The following is a 21,229-nucleotide window of genomic DNA, read 5'->3' on the forward strand; positions in this document are numbered from 1 at the left end:
TATGACGCCAGCAGTTCCAAATAATGGAACTGCTGCGGCGATCTATCGCCTGGCGTTATTTCCGTCATGCGGCAGGGAATATTCAGGGAAACCAAGCATGAAATCAAATAATCCGCTAAAAGCGGCCGGCACGCTGTTGGTCATGGCGCTACTTTCGGTGATGGGGGCGATCATCGGCGTTCAACTGATCACCACGCTGGGCGTGACGCCTAACACTTCGATCATCGGCGCGCTGATCGCCATGCTGTTGGCGCGCATCCCGCTACAGATGTTCCAACGCTATCGTTCGGTGCACACCCAGAACCTGGCGCAAACGGTGATCTCCTCCGCCACTTTCGGTGCAGCCAACTGTCTGCTGATGCCGATTGCGGTGCCTTACGTGATGGGGCAACCACAGCTTATTCTGCCGATGTTCTGCGGCGTGGCGGCGGCGATGCTGCTCGACGCCTATCTGCTTTATCGTCTGTTCGATACCAAAGTGTTCCCCGCCGCCAATGCCTGGCCGCCGGGCGTCGCCGCCGCGGAGGCGATTAAAGCCGGCGATCGCGGCGGCAAGCAGGCCTGGCTCCTGGTGGTGGGCGTAGTGGTGGGCATCGCTGGATCAATGCTCAAGATCCCTATGGCGGCTTTCGGCACCGCCTTTATCGGCAATATTTGGGCGCTGAGCATGTTCGGTGTCGGGCTATTGCTGCGGGCCTACGCCGAGCCGGTGGCCGGATTCGATATTAACGCCCATTTTATTCCGCATGGCGTGATGGTCGGCGCAGGCCTGGTGGCGCTGATCCAGGTCGCGCAGGTGATCCGCAGCCGCCGCGCCGATAGCGCCGGTTATACCCAACCCGACAGCGCCGTAAGCAAAGCGCTCGGTCTGGGCGCGGTCGGCTATATCGTCATCGCCGCTTTTTTGGCCCTGGTCGGCGGGCTGTTTAGCGAGATGTCGCTGCCGATGTTGGCGCTGTTCGTGATTTACGCGGCGTTTGCCGCTTTCGTTCATGAGTTGATCGTCGGTATCGCTGCCATGCACTCCGGCTGGTTTCCCGCGTTCGCGGTGGCGTTGATCACCCTGATAGTCGGTATCCTGATCGGTTTCCCACCGCTGGCGCTATGCATCCTGACCGGTTTTACCGCTGCCACCGGGCCGGCCTTCGCCGACATGGGCTTTGATTTGAAAGCCGGCTTCATCCTGCGCGGCTACGGCGAGGATCTGCAGCAAGAGCTGCTGGGGCGTCGCATCCAGTTGTTTGCGGCGTTGATCGCTTTCATCATCGCCATTCCGGTGGTTTACCTCTCTTACCACAGCTATTTCCTGCAGGATCTGATCCCTCCGGTCGCGCGCGTTTACGCCAAAACCATCGAGGCCGGCGCGCAGCCGGGCATCGCTTGGAGTCTGTTGATCTGGGCGATCCCCGGCGCCGTGGTGCAGCTGATCGGCGGCCCTAAGCGCCAGCTCGGCGTGCTGCTGGCAACCGGCCTGCTGATCAACAACGCCTTGGCCGGATGGGCGGTGCTGGTCGGCATCGTGCTGCGCGTGGCGATCCTGCGCCGTTGGGGGGATCGTGGCCGCACGCCGATGGAGATTATGGCGGCCGGATTTATCGCCGGCGATGCGCTCTACAACTTCTTCAGCTCGATTTTTTCCAGCAAGGGCAAATAGCTCCTGCCGATGACATTGGTGAGGTAAAACGACCATGAGTTTGCAACAAACGCTGCAGGTTTTTGAATTGATTGATAGCGCATTCGTCAGCGGCCAAGACGTCGTCGACCTGTTTGCGTCTTACCCGGCGATCAGGGCCAGCACCTTGCGCGCCGAGGGGCCGAAGGGCGGCACCGATTTCGTGCGTATCGAGATCCCCGGCAGTGCAGGAAAATTCGGCGGTGGTGCGGCGCCGACGCTGGGCATTATCGGCCGCCTGGGCGGCATTGGCGCGCGGCCGACGCGAATCGGGCTGGTGTCCGACGGCGACGGCGCGATCGCCGCCATTGCCGCCGCGCTGAAGTTGGCGGAGATGCAGCGCAAGGGCGACATGCTGCCGGGCGATGTGATCGTCACTACCCATATTTGCCCGAACGCGCCGACCCGGCCGCACGATCCGGTCGATTTTATGGATTCACCGATCGATGACGTGACGATGAACGATAACGAAGTGGTGCCGGAGGCTGACGCCATCTTGTCGATCGACACAACCAAAGGCAACCGCATCATCAATCATAAAGGCTATGCGCTGTCGCCGACGGTGAAAGAGGGGTACATCCTGCGGGTGGCGGAAGATCTGCTGCGCATCATGGAGATGACCAGCGGCCGGCCGGCGGTGACTTTCCCGATCACCACGCAGGACATCACCCCTTACGGCAACGGTGTACATCACCTCAACAGCATCCTGCAGCCCTCGACCGCTACTGCAGCGCCGGTGGTCGGCGTGGCGATCTGCAGCGAATCAGTGGTGCCGGGCTGCGGTACCGGTGCCAGCCACGAAACGGACATCGCGTTGGCGGCCAAATTCGCGGTGGAAGTCGCCAAAGAATTCGGCCGCGGTACCTGCCGGTTCTATGATGCCGCCGAATACGGCCAGCTGCTGGCGCTGTACGGCAGTCTGAGCCACCTGCAAAAAAGGAGATAGACCCATGACGGCTTCATTCGCCACGCTGACCATCGGTCAGGCGCCGCGCAGCGATATCATGCCGCTGCTGTCTGCTTATCTGCCGGCGGAACGAGTGAGGCACGTCGGTTTGCTGGACGGCCTGGATATCTGGCAGATCGCCGAGCGTTATGCACCGCAACAGGGCGACAAGCTGCTGGTGTCGCGTCTTTTGGACGGTACGCAGGTGACACTCGGCGCCGCTCGCATCGAAAGCGGGTTGCAGGAGAAGATCCGCGAACTGGAAGCGACGGGATGCGAGGTGATTCTGTTGCTATGCACCGGCGAATTCGGTCGATTGCAGGCGGAACGGGTACTGTTGCTGGAACCGGATCGCATTATCCCGCCGTTGATCTCCGCGATCGTCGGCACACACCGTGTCGGCATCGTGGTGCCGGTGGCTGAACAGGTTGGGCAGCAGGCGCGCAAATGGCGGCAGCTGGCGGCGCCGCCGAGTTATGCCGTCGCCAGCCCCTATCTGGCGGATGACGCTGCGCTGGAGCAGGCGGCTTGCACCCTGCTGCGGCAGGGGGCGGAGGTGGTGGTGCTCGATTGTATCGGTTATCACCAGCGTCACCGCGCTTTTCTGCAGGCGCGTCTGTCGGTGCCGGTGCTGCTGTCGAACGTACTGGTCGCCAAGTTGGCCGCAGAGTTAATCGACTGATTCAAATAGCCATAAATCTGCGCTCGACGCGACCACGGGCGTTTTGCGCCCGTGAGGCGCCCCGGGCTTCAGCAGCCCTGACTGTCGGCGAGAGGGCCTGTAGCGTTTTACTCTGCGCCGCGATCGCATTTCGCGCGAAAAACCAGTGACAGATCAACCGCAATCCCCCAATATGGATTTTCCATCAAGATGATTACGCGGGTGCCAGTCTATGCTGAAAGTGAATGAGTATTTTGCCGGAAAAGTGAAGTCTATCGGTTTTGACAGTAGCAGCATCGGTCTTACCAGCGTGGGTGTGATGGAAGAGGGCGAATACACCTTCTCCACCGCGCAGCCGGAAGAAATGACAGTGATCACCGGGGCGCTGAAAGTGCTGCTGCCGGGAGCGCCGGACTGGCAAGTGTTTACGCCGGGCGAGAAGTTCTTCGTGCCGGGGCACAGCGAGTTCAACCTGCAGGTGGCCGACGCCACCGCCTATCTGTGCCGCTACCTGAGCAAATAAATTTTGTTCGCTAGGGGAACGCAGGGCTCAGCGGATGCTGGGCCCTGGTCATTTCTGAGGCGAGATTAACGCTGGGCTTCGCCGCCGAGCGCTTCGATGGTGTTTTTGATCAACGCCGCCAGCTCGCTGGTCATCAGGATAAAGTCGGCGTCAAAGCGCTGGGCGAAGTCGTCGCGATCGATGTCGTCGTTCTGTTCGCGCAGCGTGTCGGCGAACTTCAGGCGCTTGAGCGAGCCGTCGTCCGACAGCATCAGCTGGATGCGCTCTTGCCAGTCCACCGCCAGCTTGGTCACCAGCTTGCCGGCTTCGATGTGCACCGCGATTTCGTCGCTGATCAGATTCTGCTTCTTGCAGCGGATTACGCCGCCTTCTTCCAGAATCGCTTTCAATTCCGCTTCATCCTGAATGGCGAAGCCAGCCGGCATCTCACCGGAACGCACCCATTCGGTCAGCGTCAGTTCGATCGGGCTTTCCATGGTCAATGGCACCACCGGCAGCGAGCCGAGGCTCTTGCGCAGCAGCGCCAGCGTGTCTTCGGCGCGTTTGGCGCTGGCGGCGTCGACCATGATCAGATCGTTGACGGTGTCTATCCACATGAAGGTCTGGTTGAAGCGGCTGAACGCGCGCGGCAGCAGGCTGTGCAGCACTTCATCCTTCAGCGCGTCCTTCTCGGTTTTCTTCAGTTTGCGGTGTTGCTCCGCTTCCAGGCGCTCAATCTTGGCCTGCAGCTCTTGCTTGATCACCGGCGACGGCAGGATTTTCTCTTCCTTGCGCGCGCAGATGACGATCTGGCCGTTGACCGCGTGCGTCAGCGCATCGCTGTGCGAGCCCATCGGGGAGACCCAGCCGGTCTTCGCCATGTCCTGGCTGCCGCACGGCGTGAAGGCGAACGCGCTGAGTTGTTTTTCCATTTCATCCGCGTTTAACGCCACTTCGCGGCTCAAACGGTAAACCATCAAATTCTTAAACCACAGCATAATGTTATCCCTGGCTGGGCGTGCGTTCGGCACGCTGATTCGTCAAAAGCAGGGCGGCATGATAACGAATTGACGCTGAAAAATCGCCCCATTCTCTCCGAATTGCGTCGCTTTGCGCATCGGGAAAGGACGGGACGGAGAATGGGAAACAGGTGATTCATTCGCGCGCTTACATTAGGCTGTGACAACGCTGCGCGGCATCGAGGAGAAAAAATACGTGCGCATTGGCATCGACTTGGGTGGAACGAAAATTGAAGTGATCGCGTTGGCGAATGACGGGCGGGAGCTGTTTCGCCATCGCATCGCCACGCCGCGCCATGACTACCGGCAAACCCTGGCGGCGATCGCCGGACTGGTGAAACTGGCGGAGGATCATACCGGCGAACGAGGATCGGTCGGGATCGGCATTCCCGGCACGCTGTCGCCGTTTACCGGGCGAGTAAAGAACGCCAACTCGGTGTGGCTCAACGGCCAGCCGCTGGATAAGGATCTGTCGGCGCTGTTGGCGCGCGAGGTGCGTATCGCCAACGACGCCAACTGCCTGGCGGTGTCGGAAGCCACCGACGGCGCCGGCGCCGGCGCGAAAACCGTGTTTGCGGTCATCATCGGCACCGGCTGTGGCGCCGGCGTGGCGCTGAACGGCCAGGCGCATTCCGGCGGCAATGGCATCGCCGGCGAATGGGGCCACAATCCGCTGCCGTGGCAGGATGACGATGAGCTGCGCTACGCCCGTGAAGTGCCGTGCTACTGCGGCAAGCCGGGCTGCATCGAAACCTTTATTTCCGGCACAGGTTTCGCCACCGACTATGCGCGCCTGAGCGGCAACGCGCTGCAAGGGCATGAGATCATGGCGCTGAGCGAGCGGGGCGATGCGCTGGCGGTGCAGGCGATCGAACGTTACGAAATGCGCTTGGCGAAATCGCTGGCGCACGTGATCAACATTCTGGATCCGGACGTGGTGGTGCTCGGCGGCGGCATGAGCAACGTGGATCGTTTGTACCGCACGGTGCCCGCGTTGGTGAAAAGTTGGGTGTTCGGCGGCGAGTGTGAAACGCCGATCCGCAAGGCGGTCCACGGCGACTCCAGCGGCGTGCGCGGCGCGGCCTGGCTGTGGCCGCAACAGCAGCGCTAAGCGTTGCAACAAAGCGCGAGCAAGCTCGCGCTTTAAACCCTTCCCTGTACAAAAACTGGACGGCGCTTTATGCTTTAGCTAACTTAGCTAAGGAGGACGCGTATGGCAATTCAGGCCAATATGCACGAAGCAAAATCCAATCTGAGCCAGCTGGCGGACAGAGCCGCGGAGGGAGAAACCGTGATTATCGCAAAAGCAGGGAAGCCGTATGTACAGCTGGTCGCCATCAAGGGAGAAGCGCGCCGCCCTGGCGCCGCCAAGGGCAAGTTCACCGTGCCGGCGGATTTCAACGCGGGGGACGCGGCCATTGCGGCGCTGTTTGAGGGCGATGAATGAAGCGCTTGCTGCTGGATACCCACGTATTGCTGTGGTGGCTGATTGATGACGCCTGCCTGGGCGCGAACGCCAAAAGGCAGATCGCCGATCCGGGCAATGCGGTGTACGTCAGCGCGGCCAGCATTTGGGAGATCTCGATCAAGCAGGCGCTGGGTAAACTGGCGCTGCCGGAAGATATCTTTGCGATCATCGAGGCCGAAGATTTTCTGTCGCTGCCGATGGACGCCTTTCACTGCCAACAGGCCGGGCAGTTGCCGCCCTATCATCAGGATCCTTTCGATCGCATGCTGATCGCACAGGCGCAGGCCGAAGGGCTGACGCTGATCTCCGCCGATGCGGTGTTTCCGCAGTACGGCGTGCGGGTGGCGGACGCCCGCCGTTAAGCCGGCTTTTCCTCACTTTCGCTGCGCACCCGTTCGATATGAATGGTCAGGAACATCATCTCTTCCGTGGTGAGCTGATGCTGATAGTGCTTTTCGATGTGGCGGTTGATCTTGCCGGCGCAGGCGAAAGACTCGCGGTATTTCTCTTTCACCACCTGATACAGCGAGTCGTCGTCGCTGTCGACATAGTTTTTCCCCAGCAGGCGCTGAGCGAAGAACTTCAAATGGGTGACGAAACGGTGGTAGCTCAGGGCTTCCTCGTTGTAATCAAAGCGGAAGTGGTATTTGACCAGGTTGAGGATCTCTTGCATCACGCGGGTGATGTGCAGCGTGTTGTGCATCTCGTCGTTAAGCTGGGCGTTGACCAAGTGCAGGGCGATAAATCCAGCTTCGTCTTCCGGCAGCGCGGTATCCAGCCGTTGGGCGATCAGGGCCAGCGCCTCCAGCCCGACGGCGAACTCGGCCGGGTAGAGCTTTTTAATCTCCCACAGCAGCGCATTTTTGATATCCAGCCCTTGCGCATGGCGCTGCAGGGCGAAGTGGATGTGATCGGTCAGCGTGATGTAGACGATGTTATGCAATTTGCCCGGCAGGCGTTCGCGGGCGAGAGTGATAATCCTGTCGGCAGTGGTAACGCAGGCCAGCGGGATCTCGGCGAGCAGCTCTTTATAGCGCTCGGCGATTTCACCGCCGTTATGGGTGAATACCTTTTCGATCAGGCTTTCGTCCAGCGTATCGCCGGGCTTCTTTTTAAAGCCGATTCCTTTTCCCATCACCACCGTCTCTTCCTGACGGTCGTCCAGCGTAATCACCACGTTATTATTGAGTATTTTAGCGATTTTCATGGTTTTTCCCGGTGTTTCAGCATCCTGAAAACGAAAAAACCTGACGCCCGGAAGCGATCCCGGGCGTCAGGTTTTGCCTGTATTTTATGTTTCTGCCCTGCGGCCCTGAGCGGCGGAGGGGATACAGTAACAATCCTATTATGTTGGCATAATAACCCGTGCCCGCTGCGGCTCAACGCTTTTCACCGCGGAGTGCCGCCGCGGTCACACTTCTGCGCCGCGCGCCGCGGGATCATTCCAGCCTGAAGTGCGCTTCCAGCCGGCTGACGCCAAGCCCGTTAACCTTCTTCACCTTGATCTGCACCGGAATACGCTCTTTCATCGCCTCGACGTGACTGATCACGCCGATGGTTTTGCCGGAGGCGTTCAGGCTGTCCAGCGCATCCAGCGCGGTATCGAGGGTTTCGGCGTCCAGCGTGCCGAAGCCTTCGTCGAGGAACAGCGAGTCGATGCTGGTTTTATGGCTGACCAGATCGGACAACGCCAGCGCCAGCGCCAGGCTGACCAGGAAGCTCTCGCCGCCGGACAGGGTGCGGGTATCGCGCAGCGCATCCGCCTGCCAGGTGTCGACCACCTGCAGTTCCAGCGCATCGCTGGTCTTGCGCTGCAGCAGATAACGTCCGTGCAGCCGGCCGAGCTGGTTGTTGGCCAGGTAAACCAGATGATCGAGCGTCAGCCCCTGAGCAAAGCGGCGGAACTTGTCGCCTTCTTTTGAGCCGATCAGCTGGTTGAGGTAGCTCCAGTCATCGTAGTCTTGCTGGCTGCGGGCGATCTGCTCGAACAGCGCCTGCTGATTGAGGCGGCGGGCGGCGTCGCTTTCCAACTGATTGCGCAGTTCGCCCTGGCGCAGCTGCAGCACCTTCAACTGCTGCGCCAGCTCGGCCAGCGATTGGGTGAGCGCATCGATATCCGCGTTGGCTTCATCCAGCCCTTCAGGGCGATTCTGCCGATGCTGCTCCAGCGTTTGCGTCGCCTGTGTCAGCAGGGCGGTGGCCTCTACCTGCCGCTGTTGCAACTGCTCTTTGCGCTGCTGCAATTCGCGGCGCAGGGCGTCGTCCAGCAGCGCGGCGGCGAAGGCGGTTTCATCGACGAATTCGCTGTCGGCCAGCGCCTGCTGCCACTGCTGCTGCGCCTGCTGCAGCCGTTCCTGCATTTGGGCGTGTTGCTGTTGTAGCCCGGCCTGTTGGCCTGCCAGGCGTTCGCGCAGTTCCTGCGCCTTTTGCCACTGCTCGGCAGCCTGAACACTGGCCTGTTCGCAGGCGGTTTGTTTGGCGCGCAGCTGTTCGCGCACCTCGGCGATCCGCTGTTCGCCGAACAGCGCCAGCCGCTGCGCACGCCGTTCGGCGAGGATTTTCTCGCCTTCTTGCCAGCGTTGTTGCAGGTCTTGTTGCTGTTGCAGGCTATCGGCGTGGTTTTTTTGCAGCAGCGTAAAGCGCTCTTCGAGCAACGCCAGCTGTTGCTGCGCCTGCTGCTGCTGCGTTTGCAACGCCGCGAGCGCGTCTTTCGCCTGCTGTACCGCCTGCGCCGATTGTTCATGCTGCTGCAGCGCCTGTTGCCCGCGCCGCTCTTCATCGTCGCAGCCACTCAACCAGGCGCTGAGCGGTTCGTCATCCACCAGCGTAAAGTCGAACGCCAGCGGCGCGCTGAGCTGCTGCCACTGCTGCTGTTGGCCGGCCAGCTGCTGTTCATCCTGCGCGATGGTTTGCTGCTGGCGCTGCTGCTGTTCCAGCAGGCTTTCGCAGCGGGTGCGCAGTTCAGTACCCTGGGTTTGCAGTTTCTCGGCCAGGGTGCGCATCTCAACCAACCGCCGCTCCGTCGCCGAAGGCTGCACCGCCTGATATTGCTCCACCGCCGGGTGGGTGGTCGAGCCACACAGCGGGCAGGGGGCGCCACTTTGCAGCAGGGCACGCTCCGCTTCCAGGCTGACGATGCGTTTTTCCAGCTCGTGGATCCGCTCTACTTCCTGCAGCTGCGTCTTGTGTTGTTTGAATTGCTGGCGTGCGCTCTCCAGCTGTTGTTGCAGCTCGGCGAGTTGCGTTTGTCGTCCGGCGTGCTCCGCTTGCTGCCGGGTCAGCCGCTCGCGGGTCTGACGGTGGAGGGTGGCGAGCGTGGACAACTGCTGACGCGTTGGACGCAGATCCGCCAGGGTACTCAGGCGCTGGCGCAACGGGGCCAGCGGCGTTTGCGCCTCCAGCGCTTGCTGCTGCTGCTGTTGAACGGCCAGCGCTTGGGTCAGCGCGTTCAATTGCTGCTGATGCTGTGCGCCCTGCGTCGTCAGTTGATTGCGTTGAACGGTGAGCTGCTCCAGCGCCGCCTGCTGTTGGGCGCACTGCTGCGCGGCAGCATCGCCGGCCTGTCGCCGTTCGGCCTGTGTCGATTGCAGTTGGGCGATCTGATGATCGAGCGGGGCGACCTGCTCATCGATCAGCTGTTGCTGTTGCCGCATGTGCTCGGCATGGGCTTGCTGCGCCAGGCGGGTCTTTTCTACCGCCTGCTGCAGCGGCGCCAGCTGCGCCGACTGCTGTTCCTGCTGCTGCGTCAGCAGGGCCGCTTGCTGCTGTATCGTCTGCAGCTCGGCGCGGCAGCGATCGCGTTCGCCGCGCAGCGGCCGCAATTTTTCGGCCGGTTCGCTGAGCGCCAGCCGCTGGAGCTGCGGGGCGGCCTCGGCCTGCTCGCGTTGGGCGTTTTCCAGCCGTTGCCGCCCCTCGTTTTGCTGTTGCCGGAATCGCTGCCATTGTTGTAACCAGCTCAGCGCCTGTTGCTGTTGCCGGGTTTGCTCGCCGAGAGCGCTTTCCTGCCCGCTCAGCGCCGTCAGCTGTTCGACCAGGGAGTGGCGCTGTTCGTCGTTCAGCAGCTCGATACCGCTGGCGCGCTGATGCAGCCCATCCAGATCGGTTTTGGCCTGTTTGTGGGATTCGAACACCTGTTCGGACAATCGCCCGTAGATTTCGGTGCCGGTCAGTTCTTCCAACAGCTCGGCGCGATCGTTGGCGTCGGCGTTGAGGAAGGCGGCGAACTGCCCCTGAGACAGCATCATCGACTTGGTGAAGCGGCCGAAGTCCAGCCCGGTGATGGCGGCGGTGATCTCCAGCTTGTCGCGCACTTTGTCCGCCAGGATCTTGCCGTCTTCGCGGCGCGCCAGTTCGACTTTCGGCGCCTGCAGGTTGCCGTCCGGCGCGTTTTTGGCGCGGCGCTGACTCCAGAAGGCGCGATAGCCGACGCCCTTGACCTCGAACTCGACTTCCGCCAACGATTCGGCGGTATGGCGGGTCATCAGTTCATTCTGGCTTGGCGTGACGTTGAGGCGCGGCGTCTGGTGGTATAGCGCCAGGCAGATGGCGTCCAGCAGGGTGGTTTTGCCCGCGCCGGTCGGGCCGGTAATGGCGAACAGACCGTTGCTGGCGAACGGCTCGGCGGTGAAGTCAATCTTCCATTCGCCCTGCAGCGAGTTGAGGTTTTTTAAGCGCAGGCTGAGGATTTTCATGGGTTGTTCTCCTCGGCGTTGTGCTGCACCGCATCGACCACCTGGCGGAACATTTGGCGCATCCGCTGTTGGCGCGTTTCGGGCAGCTCAGTCTCCTGCGCCAGGCGCCGCTCGAACACTTCATTGACGCTCAGTTCGTTGAGCGTTTCCTTATCCTGCTGTGCGATCGCCTGGCGGCGCTGTTCTTTGCTGCGCCGCAGCAGCACCACTTCCACCGGTAGCTCGTCTGCCAGCAGCTGAATGCGGCGCTGGATGTCGCTGAGGTAGTCCTGCGTCGCCACTTCGATATCCAGCCACACCGGCAGCTCACCGTCATAATCGGCAAACTGCCGCAGCTGCCGTTCGATCTCGGCCAGATCGCCTTTGATCAGCTGCATGGGCTGAAACTGCGGGATCGTTAACGCTTCCACCTGCTGCAAAGCGCCGTCGGCGAAATCGACCATAAAGACGCTTTTGGCTTTGCCCAGTTCATCGAAGCTGAGCGGGATCGGCGAGCCGCTATAGCGAATGTGCTCCGATTTGGCGACGTTCTGCGCGCGGTGGATGTGGCCCAACGCGATATAGTCGGCGGGAGGAAAGGCCTGCGCCGGAAAGGCGTCGAGGGTGCCGATATAGATGTCGCGCACCGAGTCGGAGGTGGTGACGCCGACGGTGGTCAGGTGGCCGGTGGCGACGATCGGCAGCGGCAGGCCCAATTGGTCGCGGTGCTCGCAGGCCGCCTGATACAGCGTTTGGTAATGTTCGGCGATGGCTTCCTGTAACGCCTGCTGTTTCTGCGCGCCGGATTCGCCGGCGCGGCTGGTGAGCAGATCGCGTGGCCGCAAGAACGGGATGGCGCACAGCACCGCGCCCGGCTGGCCGTCGCGCCGGTTCAGCACCAGGATCTGCTGTTCGGGGGCGCTTTGCGCGCTCGCGATCACCGTGGTGTTCAGGCAGGAGAGCAGTTCACGCGATTCGTTCAGCGTCGCCACCGAATCGTGGTTGCCGCCCAGCACCACCAGTTGGCAGCCGGTGCGCTGCAGTTCCACCACGAAGCGGTTGTACAGTTCGCGGGCGTAGCTGGGCGGCGAGCCGGTATCGAATAGATCCCCGGCGACGATCAGCGCATCCACCTGCTGCTGCTCTACCTGTTTGATCAGCCAGTTCAGAAAAGCCTGGTGCTCGGCGGCGCGGCTTTTGGTGAAAAAGTACTGGCCAAGGTGCCAGTCAGAGGTGTGGATCAGGCGCATGACACTCCCGGGTGCAAAGGTAATGGCGATGATTATAAAGGCCGCGGCGCCGGCTGTCCCGGCGCAATGGCGAGGGCAGCGGAATGATTTTTCTTTACTATGGGAAATAATCGCTATGCTTACTGCCTATAACAGCCGCTTTTTTTCATAAAAGTGTCACAAAACTGACGCATAATGGCGCCCGCAAAGTCGCTAACACATTGGCAGGATTGACGATGGCAAGACGCATACTGGTGGTGGAAGACGAAGCGCCGATCCGTGAGATGGTGTGCTTTGTGTTGGAACAGAATGGTTACCAACCGTTGGAAGCCGAGGATTATGACAGCGCCGTGACGCGCCTGTCTGAGCCGTTCCCTGATTTGGTGTTGCTCGATTGGATGCTGCCCGGCGGTTCCGGCATTCAGTTTATCAAGCATATGAAGCGCGAAGCGCTGACCCGCGATATCCCGGTGATGATGTTGACCGCGCGCGGCGAAGAGGAAGACCGGGTGCGCGGCCTGGAAGTGGGGGCGGATGATTACATCACCAAGCCGTTCTCGCCCAAGGAGCTGGTGGCACGCATCAAAGCGGTCATGCGCCGTATTTCACCGATGGCGGTGGAAGAAGTGATTGAAATGCAAGGACTGAGCCTGGATCCGTCCTCCCACCGCGTGATGGCGAACGATCAGGCGCTGGACATGGGGCCGACCGAGTTCAAGCTGCTGCACTTCTTTATGACCCACCCGGAGCGGGTTTATAGCCGCGAGCAGTTGCTTAATCACGTCTGGGGCACTAACGTTTATGTGGAAGACCGTACCGTTGACGTGCATATCCGTCGGCTCCGCAAGGCGTTAGAAACCAGTGGGCATGATAAAATGGTTCAAACCGTTCGGGGCACCGGCTACCGGTTCTCAACGCGCTACTGATCGCGCCGCGCTGGAGAATATGCCGTGTTAGAACGTCTGTCGTGGAAGAGGCTGGCTCTGGAGCTGGCTCTTTTTTGTCTGCCCGCCTTACTGCTGGGGCTGATTTTCGGTTATCTGCCCTGGTTCCTGCTGGCCTCAGCGCTGGCTGCGCTGGTGTGGAATTTCTACAACCAGCTCAAACTCTCCCATTGGCTGTGGATCGACCGCAGCATGACGCCGCCGCCCGGCCGCTGGAGCTGGGAGCCGTTGTTCTATGGCCTGTATCAGATGCAGCAGCGCAACCGCCGCCGCCGCCGCGAGCTGGCGCTGCTGATCAAGCGCTTTCGCAGCGGGGCCGAATCGCTGCCTGACGCGGTGGTGATGACCACCGTCGAAGGCAATATCTTCTGGTGCAACGGCCTGGCGCAGCATCTGCTCGGCTTCCGCTGGCCGGAAGACAACGGCCAGCACATCCTCAACCTGCTGCGTTATCCGGAGTTCAGCCACTATTTGCAACAGCAGGAGTTTTCGCGCCCGCTGACGCTGCAGTTGAACAACGAACATTACGTCGAATTCCGCGTGATGCCCTATTCCGAAGGGCAACTGCTGATGGTGGCGCGCGACGTCACCCAGATGCGCCAGCTGGAAGGGGCGCGGCGCAACTTCTTCGCCAACGTCAGCCATGAGCTGCGCACGCCGTTGACGGTGCTGCAGGGCTACCTGGAAATGATGGGCGACGAAGAGCAGGACGGCTCGCTGCGTAGCAAGGCGCTGAGCACCATGCAAGAGCAGACCCGCCGGATGGACGGGCTGGTCAAACAGCTGCTGACGCTGTCGCGCATCGAGGCGGCGCCCAATGTCGACATGAACGAACGGGTGGATATCCCGCTGATGCTGCGGGTGTTGCAGCGCGAGGCGCAATCGCTGAGCGGCGGCAATCACGAGATCGCTTTCCGGGTGAACGAACAGCTCAAAGTGTTCGGCAATGAAGACCAGTTGCGCAGCGCGGTGTCTAACCTGGTGTACAACGCGGTCAACCACACGCCGAAGGGCACCCATATCGAAGTCAGCTGGCAGCAGACGGCACATGGTGCGCAGTTCCAGGTCAGCGACAACGGGCCGGGCATCGCCGCCGAGCACCTTCCGCGCCTGACCGAGCGTTTTTATCGCGTCGACAAGGCCCGTTCGCGCCAGACCGGCGGCAGTGGGCTGGGGCTGGCGATCGTCAAACACGCGCTCAGCCATCACGACGCGCGGCTGGAGATCCTCAGCGAACCGGGGATCGGCACCCGCTTTATCTTTACCTTACCCAACCGGTTGATTGTTCCGGCCGCTTTATCAGAGAATGCGGTGAAAAATTAACGCGAGACACCGGTATGACCCGAATTACCCGAGGGCTGTTGCTTTGCCTGGCGCTGCTGGCCGGACGTGGCGCACTGGCGCAGCCCGACGGCATGCTGGCGGGCAATCTGTCCAGCGTCGGCTCCGACACCCTGGCGAACCTGATGGCGCTGTGGGCGCAGGACTTCAGCCAGCATTACCCCAACGTTAATCTGCAGATCCAGGCCGCCGGTTCGTCGACCGCGCCGACCGCGTTGGCGGCGGGCGCCGCGCAGCTGGGCCCGATGAGCCGGCCGATGAAGGCGGCCGAGGTTTCGGCGTTCGAACACCGTTACGGCTATGCGCCGCTGGCGGTGCCGGTGGCGGTGGATGCGCTGGTGGTGTTGGTGCATCAGGACAATCCGCTGCGCGGCCTCAATTTGCAGCAGCTCGATCGTATTTTCTCCGCCACCCGGCGCTGCGGTGAAAGCCAGCCGCTGACGCGCTGGGGCGAACTGGGTCTGAGCGGCGACTGGGCGACGCGCTCGCTGCAACGCTTTGGCCGCAACTCGGCTTCCGGCACCTACGGCTATTTCAAACTGCGCGCGCTGTGCGGCGGCGATTTTATGCCGCGCGTCAATGAGTTGCCCGGTTCGGCCTCGGTGGTGCAGGCGGTGGCCGGTTCGCTCAACGGCATCGGCTACGCCAGCATCGGTTTTCGCGCCAGCGGCGTGCGGCTGCTGCCGTTGGCGGAGTCGGGGGAGGATTATGTCGCGCCTACCGCCGCCAACGTGCGCAACGATCGCTACCCGCTGTCGCGCTACCTGTATATCTACATCAACAAAGCCCCCAATCAACCGCTGGAGCCGCTGACCGCGGCGTTCCTCGATCGTGTGCTGTCGACCGCAGGACAGAGCCTGGTCAACCACGACGGCTATCTGCCTCTGCCGCCGGCCGCTCTGCAGAAGACCCGCCAGGCGCTCGGGCTGCAGCCGCTTGCGCCGGCCATGATGCAATAAGCGACAAAAAGCGACGTAATTTTCGCCTTTTCTCACGCCGAAATGGAGCTTATGCCACGCGAAAACCGGGCTTTTATTGGCGTTTTCGCGCGGTAAAGTGATATATGCTTCACGTTTCGTGAATTGGCTGTTCAAAAATGATACAAATCATGTAGTGTATATTTATTGATAGCCAATATGATCGACTGGTGGCTAAAGTTTATATGGTCGATAGCTCTGCTTTTCGCCGTGCGTCTTGCCTTGAAGCGCTATAAACGTTTACCTTAGCCCTCGTTGTCGGATTAAACCTCCATTTTATAACTCCTAAAACTTTGCCCATCTTCATGAGCGGCCACTTTCGAATAGGGACATAAACGCCGGAACGATTGCGTTTAGGGTGCTTATTTGGCGCTGCGATGGTCGGGCATGCCGGCAACCGGGTGGGGCGTCACGCCACCACGCTATCGGACAATTTTTTTCATTTGAACAGGCAACACGACATCGTATGAGTCATCGTTTAACGTCAAAAGATATCCTGGCATTGGGCTTTATGACCTTTGCCTTATTCGTCGGGGCCGGGAACATCATCTTCCCGCCGATGGTCGGTTTACAGTCCGGTGAACATGTCTGGACTGCGGCGCTGGGCTTCCTGATCACCGCCGTCGGCCTACCGGTCATCACCGTCATCGCGCTGGCGCGCGTCGGCGGCGGCATCGACGCCCTCAGTTCGCCGATTGGCCGCGGCGCCGGCCTGCTGCTGGCGACCGTCTGCTACCTGGCCGTCGGCCCGCTGTTCGCGACGCCGCGCACCGCCACCGTCTCCTTTGAAGTGGGCATCGCCCCGCTGACCGGCGACGGCGCCATGCCGCTGTTCATCTACAGCCTGGTGTATTTCGCGCTGGTGATTGGCATCTCCCTGTATCCGGGCCGCCTGCTCGATACCGTCGGCCACGTGCTGGCGCCGCTGAAGATCGTCGCGTTAGCCGTACTGGGCATCGCCGCGTTGCTGTGGCCTGCCGGCGCGCCGATTCCGGCGACGGCGGCTTACCAGAGCGTGCCTTTCTCCTCCGGTTTCGTTAACGGCTATCTGACCATGGATACGCTGGGCGCGCTGGTATTCGGCATCGTTATCGTCAACGCGGCGCGCTCGCGCGGCGTGAAAGACGCCGGTCTGTTGACCCGTTACACCATTCTGGCCGGTTTGATCGCCGGCGTGGGCCTGACGCTGGTTTATCTGAGCTTGTTCAAGCTGGGTTCCGGCAGCGGCGCGCTGGTGCCGGACGCTACCAACGGCGCGGTGATCCTGCACGCTTACGTTCAGAACACCTTCGGCGGCCTGGGCAGCTTCTTCCTGGCGGCGCTGATCTTCATCGCCTGCATGGTGACTGCGGTAGGCCTGACCTGCGCCTGCGCCGAGTTCTTCGCGCAATACCTGCCGTTCTCCTACAAGACGCTGGTGTTTATTCTGGGCCTGTTCTCGATGGTGGTGTCCAACCTCGGTCTGAGCCACCTGATCCAGATCTCCATTCCGGTGCTGACCGCGATTTACCCGCCGTGCATCGTGCTGGTGGTGCTGAGCTTCACCCTGCGTTGGTGGCACAGCGCACCGCGCATCATCGCGCCGGTGATGCTTGTCAGCCTGTTGTTTGGTATCCTTGACGCAGTGAAAGCGTCCAGCTTCCAGCAGCTGCTGCCGGCCTGGACCACTCACCTGCCGCTGGCGGAGCAGGGGTTGGCATGGTTGCCGCCTTCGCTGCTGATGCTGGTGCTGGTCGCGATTTATGATCGGGTGTGCACGCGTTCTCAAGTGACCGCGCACTGATAATCCCCCGGCTTAATCTAGGGCCACGGACATGTCCGTGGCTTTTTTACGTTTAAAACTATGGGTCATCTTCATGCAACAACAGTCACCCACCACTGCCCCCGACAATAAGCTGAAACGCGGCCTCAGCACGCGTCACATCCGCTTTATGGCGCTGGGGTCGGCCATCGGCACCGGGTTGTTCTACGGCTCGGCGGACGCCATCAAAATGGCCGGCCCGAGCGTGCTGCTGGCTTACCTGATCGGCGGCATCGTGGCCTTTATCATCATGCGCGCGCTGGGGGAGATGTCGGTCAACAACCCGCAGGCCAGCTCGTTTTCCCGTTACGCGCAGGATTACCTCGGCCCGATGGCGGGCTACATCACCGGCTGGACTTACTGCTTTGAAATCCTGATTGTCGCCATCGCCGACGTGACTGCTTTCGGCATCTATATGGGCGTCTGGTTCCCGGAAGTGCCGCATTGGATCTGGGTGCTGAGCGTGGTGCTGATCATCGGCGCCATCAACCTGATGAGCGTCAAGGTGTTCGGCGAGCTGGAGTTCTGGTTCTCGTTTTTCAAGGTCGCCACCATCATCATCATGATCGCGGCCGGCATCGGCATCATCATCTGGGGTATCGGCAACGGCGGGCAACCGACAGGCATTCATAACCTGTGGTCGAACGGCGGCTTCTTCAGCAACGGTTTTATCGGCATGATCCTGTCGCTGCAGCTGGTGATGTTCGCTTACGGCGGCATTGAAATTATCGGCATCACCGCCGGCGAAGCCAAAGATCCGAAAAAATCGATTCCGAAGGCCATCAACTCGGTGCCATGGCGCATTCTGGTGTTCTACGTCGGCACGCTGTTCGTCATCATGTCGATCTACCCGTGGAACCAGGTGGGCACCAACGGCAGCCCGTTCGTGCTGACCTTCCAGCATATGGGCATCACCGTGGCGGCGGGCATCCTCAACTTCGTGGTGATCACCGCTTCGCTGTCGGCGATCAACAGCGACGTGTTCGGCGTCGGCCGCATGCTGCACGGCATGGCCGAACAGGGGCACGCGCCGAAGATGTTCAGCAAGGTATCGAAACGCGGCATTCCTTGGGTGACGGTAGTGGTGATGATGCTGGCGCTGTTGCTGGCGGTGTACCTCAACTACATCATGCCGGAGAGCGTGTTCCTGGTGATCGCTTCCCTGGCGACTTTCGCCACCGTGTGGGTGTGGATCATGATCCTGTTCTCCCAAATCGCCTTCCGCCGCAGCCTGAGCAAAGAGCAAGTGAAGCAGCTGGCGTTCCCGCTGCGCGGCGGGGTGTTCACCTCGGTGGTGGCGATCGTGTTCCTGGTGTTCATAATCGGCCTGATCGGCTACTTCCCGACCACCCGCGTCTCGCTGTACGCCGGCCTGGTCTGGGTGGTATTGCTGCTGGCGGGATACTGGTTCAAGGTCAACCATCAGAAAAAACGCGCGCCGTTGGCGACGCAGCAAGACTAAATGGAAAACACCGGCTAAGGCCGGTGTTTTTTTAGGGGCTGGCGTCAAGCGAAGTCCAGCTTGCGCAGTTTCGATACGTCGATGGATTGCCTGGCCTGCCACAGATCGTAAGCATCCTGCATGCCCATCCACACCTGTTCGGAACTGCCTATCACGATGGACAGGCGGATGGCCATTTCCGGCGAGATATCGGACTTTCCGCTGATCAGGCGTTGAACCGTGGAGGGTGCGACGTCCAGCGCTTTAGCCAGCGCGCGCGCGCTGAGATTCAGCGTTTCCATGGTTTCTTTGATCAACTCGCCAGGATGAGGGGGGTTATGCATGCGGTTCATTAGTGATAGTCCTCATAATTCACGATATAAACATCACCCTCGACCAGTTCAAACGTGATACGCCAGTTGCCGGTGACGGTGACGGACCATTGCCCGCTGCGAGCGCCCGTTAACGGGTGCAAGAAGAAGCCGGGCAGATCTACGTCATCAATCACTTTCGCCAGATCCAGCACGCTCAGCCGCAGCGCGATTTTCTTCGCCTGCTTGGCGTCGATACCCGCCGTTGAACCGGTTTCGAAAAACTTTTTGAGTCCCTTATGCTTGAAGCTTCTTATCATCCTGACGGCTCCATGGGTGTTGCGCTATACGCATCATAGCCAGGTGTTGCGTATGGCGCAACAAGGTGGGGTGTTTTTTGACCATCACGTCAGGCGTTTATCTTCCACTTCATCCTCCCCGGCGGCGCGCGCTTCGATACGCATGTCGCCGTCGTTCAGGCGTTCTTCCTCTTCCTCGCCGGCGCAGCGCGCCAGCACTTCGCGAATGTCCTGCAGGTTGCTGCTCAGAGCGCTCAACGAAGGTTGCAGGTTGCGGGGCATGCGGCTTTCATCCAGCGAAGCGCTGTGCAGGCAGCCGATAAACAGCAGGGTGGCCATCAGGGTGAACAGCCGATGACGTAACCGTTTCAGCAAGGGCTTTCCCTCTCGGTGGTGAAGGTGATGGCGCATTAATGCCGTTTTCGCTGGGGAAAAGAAGGGGATGGAGATATCTGCTGGCAATTGAAAGAACATCATTACCAGCAGACATCTTTACGTCAGCCGATGTCAGGAAGCGTTCGCGCTTTGTAGCAGCATGCCGCGCAGATCGTTACCGGTTGGCGTCTGGTGCACGCGCAGGCCGAATTCGTCGATCACCGCCAGGATATGGTCGAAAATATCCGCCTGAATGCTTTCATACTCCGCCCAGACCGTGGTGTTGGTGAAGGCGTAGATTTCCAGCGGCAGCCCTTCCGGCGTCGGCGCCAGCTGGCGCACCATCAGCGTCATGTTCTGGTGAATGCGCGGGTGAGCGCGCAGGTAGGCTTCCAGATAGGCGCGCAGCGTGCCGAGGTTGGTGAGGCGGCGGCCGTTGAGCGGCGAGGCCAGATCGATGGCGATCTCCTGGTTGTGCTGGCTCAGCTCCTGGGTTTTGTTATCCAGATAGCTGTGCAGCAGCGGGTTGCGCTGCAGACGGCGCTGCTCTTCTTCCGACAGGAAGTGCACGCTGCCGGTGTCGATATTCAGGCTGCGCTTGATGCGGCGCCCGCCGGATTCCGACATCGACCGCCAGTTTTTGAACGAGTCGGAGATCAGCGCGTAGGTGGGGATGGTGGTGACGGTGTTGTCCCAGTTACGCACTTTGACCGTGGTCAGGCCGATGTCGGTGACCGCGCCGTCGGCGCCGTATTTCGGCATTTCCAGCCAGTCGCCGATCTTGAGCATATCGTTGGCGGAAAGCTGAATGCCGGCCACCAGCCCGAGGATCGGATCCTTGAACACCAACATCAAGACCGCGGTCATGGCGCCCAGTCCGCTGAGCAGCAGCAGCGGCGATTTGCCCATCAGCAGCGAGACGATCATGATGCCGATCAGGATCGCCGCCACCAGTTTCAGGCCCTGGAAAATGCCGCGCAGCGGCAGCTGATTGGAAATCGGGCTTTGGCGCAGCAGCGCCAGCAGCGTATCCAGCAGCGAGAACAGCGACAGCAGGGTGAAGGCGAGGATCCACACCTGCGCGGCGGTGACGATCACCGCCTGGGTCTGGCTGCCGCTCTGCAGCCACAGCGTCGCCTGGATGCTGATGATCACCCCTTGCAGCAGCAGCGCCACGCGCTGGAACAGTTTGTATTGGGTGATGGCCTGTTGCCAGACGCGCTGCGATTGCTGGCCACGGCGCTGAAGGGCAGCCAACACCACCCGATGCAGCACCAGGTGGATCGCCACCGAGATCAGAACAATCAACCCCAATACCATCAACAGCGACATCACTCCGCCGAATTCCAAACCAAATTGTTCCAGCCAGCGCGTTATCTGTTGTTGCATTACCGCTCCTTAAAAAATGCGCAAAAAATATCCTGTAAACTTAAAACGCGTTAGCCTAAGGGGTAACGTGCAGGATTTGTGCCTGTTTACCTTTTTTTACATCAAGTTAGCGTTATTTTTCAGTCTCCGCCCCCCGGCTCATCCCCGGGTTTTGCGGCCAGAGAGGAGGGGGAGTTGCACTTAA

At 60.7% G+C, this 21,229-nt stretch carries 20 protein-coding genes; 12 read left to right on the plus strand and 8 right to left on the minus strand.

Features of this window, described 5'->3' with window-relative positions; genetic code table 11:
- Window positions 1-97: 97 nt before the first annotated feature.
- The 4 genes from AAIE04_RS00605 (at window position 98) to ppnP (ending at window position 3,802) form a co-directional block, all read left to right on the plus strand.
- A complete protein-coding gene (locus tag AAIE04_RS00605; protein ID WP_498056849.1) occupies window positions 98-1,654 on the plus strand; it encodes an OPT/YSL family transporter in 1,557 nt (518 codons plus the stop codon).
- A 34-nt stretch (window positions 1,655-1,688) separates the two neighbouring features.
- Window positions 1,689-2,618, plus strand: coding sequence for a DUF1177 domain-containing protein (locus AAIE04_RS00610; protein ID WP_498576323.1), 930 nt, complete (start codon window positions 1,689-1,691; stop codon window positions 2,616-2,618).
- A gap of 4 nt (window positions 2,619-2,622) precedes the next feature.
- Entirely contained in the window at window positions 2,623-3,300 is a 678-nt protein-coding gene (locus AAIE04_RS00615) for an AroM family protein (protein ID WP_498576324.1), read from the plus strand.
- Window positions 3,301-3,511: 211 nt separating this feature from the next.
- Window positions 3,512-3,802 carry a pyrimidine/purine nucleoside phosphorylase gene (ppnP, locus tag AAIE04_RS00620; protein WP_004940463.1) on the plus strand — a complete coding sequence of 97 codons (291 nt, stop codon included), beginning with the start codon at window positions 3,512-3,514 and terminating at the stop codon, window positions 3,800-3,802.
- A 65-nt stretch (window positions 3,803-3,867) separates the two neighbouring features.
- Here the strand turns inward: ppnP and rdgC are convergent, their stop codons facing one another.
- Entirely contained in the window at window positions 3,868-4,779 is a 912-nt protein-coding gene (gene rdgC, locus AAIE04_RS00625; protein ID WP_004940461.1) for a recombination-associated protein RdgC, read from the minus strand.
- 217 nt (window positions 4,780-4,996) lie between these two features.
- Here rdgC and mak point away from each other — a divergent pair, with 217 nt between their 5' ends.
- From mak to AAIE04_RS00640, 3 genes are all read left to right on the plus strand, one after another.
- On the plus strand, window positions 4,997-5,911 hold the full coding sequence (mak, locus tag AAIE04_RS00630; protein WP_063919577.1) for a fructokinase: 915 nt from the start codon (window positions 4,997-4,999) through the stop codon (window positions 5,909-5,911).
- A gap of 102 nt (window positions 5,912-6,013) precedes the next feature.
- Entirely contained in the window at window positions 6,014-6,247 is a 234-nt protein-coding gene (locus tag AAIE04_RS00635; RefSeq protein ID WP_019454227.1) for a type II toxin-antitoxin system Phd/YefM family antitoxin, read from the plus strand.
- Window positions 6,244-6,630: a type II toxin-antitoxin system VapC family toxin gene (locus AAIE04_RS00640; RefSeq protein ID WP_498576325.1), complete on the plus strand. Its 387-nt coding sequence runs from the start codon at window positions 6,244-6,246 to the stop codon at window positions 6,628-6,630. The genes AAIE04_RS00635 and AAIE04_RS00640 overlap by 4 nt, the downstream gene beginning before the upstream one ends.
- On the opposite strand, the gene licT is transcribed toward AAIE04_RS00640, so the two are convergent.
- From licT to sbcD, 3 genes are all read right to left on the minus strand, one after another.
- Complete coding sequence (gene licT, locus AAIE04_RS00645; protein WP_063918827.1) at window positions 6,627-7,475, minus strand: BglG family transcription antiterminator LicT; 849 nt, start codon at window positions 7,473-7,475, stop codon at window positions 6,627-6,629. The two genes, AAIE04_RS00640 and licT, sit on opposite strands and share 4 nt — an antisense overlap.
- 232 nt (window positions 7,476-7,707) lie before the next feature.
- The gene (gene sbcC, locus AAIE04_RS00650) at window positions 7,708-10,959 is read right to left on the minus strand and encodes an exonuclease subunit SbcC (protein WP_498576326.1); all 3,252 of its coding nucleotides are present in this window, start codon (window positions 10,957-10,959) and stop codon (window positions 7,708-7,710) included.
- A complete protein-coding gene (gene sbcD, locus AAIE04_RS00655; protein WP_498576327.1) occupies window positions 10,956-12,188 on the minus strand; it encodes an exonuclease subunit SbcD in 1,233 nt (410 codons plus the stop codon). Before sbcD ends, sbcC begins: the two co-directional genes overlap by 4 nt.
- A 215-nt stretch (window positions 12,189-12,403) precedes the next feature.
- Here sbcD and phoB point away from each other — a divergent pair, with 215 nt between their 5' ends.
- The 5 genes from phoB to proY all read left to right on the plus strand — a co-directional run bounded on the left by phoB (window position 12,404) and on the right by proY (window position 18,692).
- Window positions 12,404-13,093, plus strand: coding sequence for a phosphate response regulator transcription factor PhoB (gene phoB, locus AAIE04_RS00660; RefSeq protein WP_004940438.1), 690 nt, complete (start codon window positions 12,404-12,406; stop codon window positions 13,091-13,093).
- Window positions 13,094-13,117: 24 nt separating this feature from the next.
- Entirely contained in the window at window positions 13,118-14,434 is a 1,317-nt protein-coding gene (gene phoR / locus AAIE04_RS00665; RefSeq protein WP_019454221.1) for a phosphate regulon sensor histidine kinase PhoR, read from the plus strand.
- A gap of 14 nt (window positions 14,435-14,448) precedes the next feature.
- Entirely contained in the window at window positions 14,449-15,411 is a 963-nt protein-coding gene (locus AAIE04_RS00670; RefSeq protein ID WP_019454220.1) for a PstS family phosphate ABC transporter substrate-binding protein, read from the plus strand.
- A gap of 484 nt (window positions 15,412-15,895) precedes the next feature.
- A complete protein-coding gene (brnQ, locus tag AAIE04_RS00675) occupies window positions 15,896-17,212 on the plus strand; it encodes a branched-chain amino acid transport system II carrier protein (protein WP_038873241.1) in 1,317 nt (438 codons plus the stop codon).
- Window positions 17,213-17,285: 73 nt separating this feature from the next.
- Window positions 17,286-18,692: a proline-specific permease ProY gene (proY, locus tag AAIE04_RS00680; protein WP_019454218.1), complete on the plus strand. Its 1,407-nt coding sequence runs from the start codon at window positions 17,286-17,288 to the stop codon at window positions 18,690-18,692.
- Window positions 18,693-18,736: 44 nt separating this feature from the next.
- Here the strand turns inward: proY and AAIE04_RS00685 are convergent, their stop codons facing one another.
- The 4 genes from AAIE04_RS00685 to AAIE04_RS00700 form a co-directional block, all read right to left on the minus strand.
- Complete coding sequence (locus AAIE04_RS00685; RefSeq protein WP_025160069.1) at window positions 18,737-19,024, minus strand: HigA family addiction module antitoxin; 288 nt, start codon at window positions 19,022-19,024, stop codon at window positions 18,737-18,739.
- Entirely contained in the window at window positions 19,024-19,302 is a 279-nt protein-coding gene (locus AAIE04_RS00690; RefSeq protein ID WP_019454217.1) for a type II toxin-antitoxin system RelE/ParE family toxin, read from the minus strand. The genes AAIE04_RS00685 and AAIE04_RS00690 overlap by 1 nt, the downstream gene beginning before the upstream one ends.
- An 84-nt stretch (window positions 19,303-19,386) precedes the next feature.
- On the minus strand, window positions 19,387-19,656 hold the full coding sequence (locus AAIE04_RS00695; RefSeq protein WP_154747570.1) for a hypothetical protein: 270 nt from the start codon (window positions 19,654-19,656) through the stop codon (window positions 19,387-19,389).
- Window positions 19,657-19,788: 132 nt separating this feature from the next.
- Window positions 19,789-21,045 carry a mechanosensitive ion channel family protein gene (locus AAIE04_RS00700; protein ID WP_198636205.1) on the minus strand — a complete coding sequence of 419 codons (1,257 nt, stop codon included), beginning with the start codon at window positions 21,043-21,045 and terminating at the stop codon, window positions 19,789-19,791.
- Window positions 21,046-21,229: the final 184 nt, after the last annotated feature.

The sequence above is a fragment of the Serratia sp. Ae19-1 genome (assembly GCF_059801225.1).

Excerpts from the sequence above, each read along its gene's own strand:
- AAIE04_RS00690 (WP_019454217.1), bottom strand. The coding sequence starts at position 19,302 with ATGATAAGAAGCTTCAAGCATAAGGGACTCAAAAAGTTTTTCGAAACC.
- rdgC (WP_004940461.1), bottom strand. The coding sequence starts at position 4,779 with ATGCTGTGGTTTAAGAATTTGATGGTTTACCGTTTGAGCCGCGAAGTG.
- proY (WP_019454218.1), top strand. The coding sequence starts at position 17,286 with ATGCAACAACAGTCACCCACCACTGCCCCCGACAATAAGCTGAAACGC.
- AAIE04_RS00700 (WP_198636205.1), bottom strand. The coding sequence starts at position 21,045 with ATGCAACAACAGATAACGCGCTGGCTGGAACAATTTGGTTTGGAATTC.
- sbcD (WP_498576327.1), bottom strand. The coding sequence starts at position 12,188 with ATGCGCCTGATCCACACCTCTGACTGGCACCTTGGCCAGTACTTTTTC.
- phoB (WP_004940438.1), top strand. The coding sequence starts at position 12,404 with ATGGCAAGACGCATACTGGTGGTGGAAGACGAAGCGCCGATCCGTGAG.
- AAIE04_RS00605 (WP_498056849.1), top strand. The coding sequence starts at position 98 with ATGAAATCAAATAATCCGCTAAAAGCGGCCGGCACGCTGTTGGTCATG.
- AAIE04_RS00670 (WP_019454220.1), top strand. The coding sequence starts at position 14,449 with ATGACCCGAATTACCCGAGGGCTGTTGCTTTGCCTGGCGCTGCTGGCC.
- AAIE04_RS00610 (WP_498576323.1), top strand. The coding sequence starts at position 1,689 with ATGAGTTTGCAACAAACGCTGCAGGTTTTTGAATTGATTGATAGCGCA.
- brnQ (WP_038873241.1), top strand. The coding sequence starts at position 15,896 with ATGAGTCATCGTTTAACGTCAAAAGATATCCTGGCATTGGGCTTTATG.
- licT (WP_063918827.1), bottom strand. The coding sequence starts at position 7,475 with ATGAAAATCGCTAAAATACTCAATAATAACGTGGTGATTACGCTGGAC.
- ppnP (WP_004940463.1), top strand. The coding sequence starts at position 3,512 with ATGCTGAAAGTGAATGAGTATTTTGCCGGAAAAGTGAAGTCTATCGGT.
- sbcC (WP_498576326.1), bottom strand. The coding sequence starts at position 10,959 with ATGAAAATCCTCAGCCTGCGCTTAAAAAACCTCAACTCGCTGCAGGGC.
- AAIE04_RS00685 (WP_025160069.1), bottom strand. The coding sequence starts at position 19,024 with ATGAACCGCATGCATAACCCCCCTCATCCTGGCGAGTTGATCAAAGAA.
- AAIE04_RS00635 (WP_019454227.1), top strand. The coding sequence starts at position 6,014 with ATGGCAATTCAGGCCAATATGCACGAAGCAAAATCCAATCTGAGCCAG.
- AAIE04_RS00640 (WP_498576325.1), top strand. The coding sequence starts at position 6,244 with ATGAAGCGCTTGCTGCTGGATACCCACGTATTGCTGTGGTGGCTGATT.
- AAIE04_RS00615 (WP_498576324.1), top strand. The coding sequence starts at position 2,623 with ATGACGGCTTCATTCGCCACGCTGACCATCGGTCAGGCGCCGCGCAGC.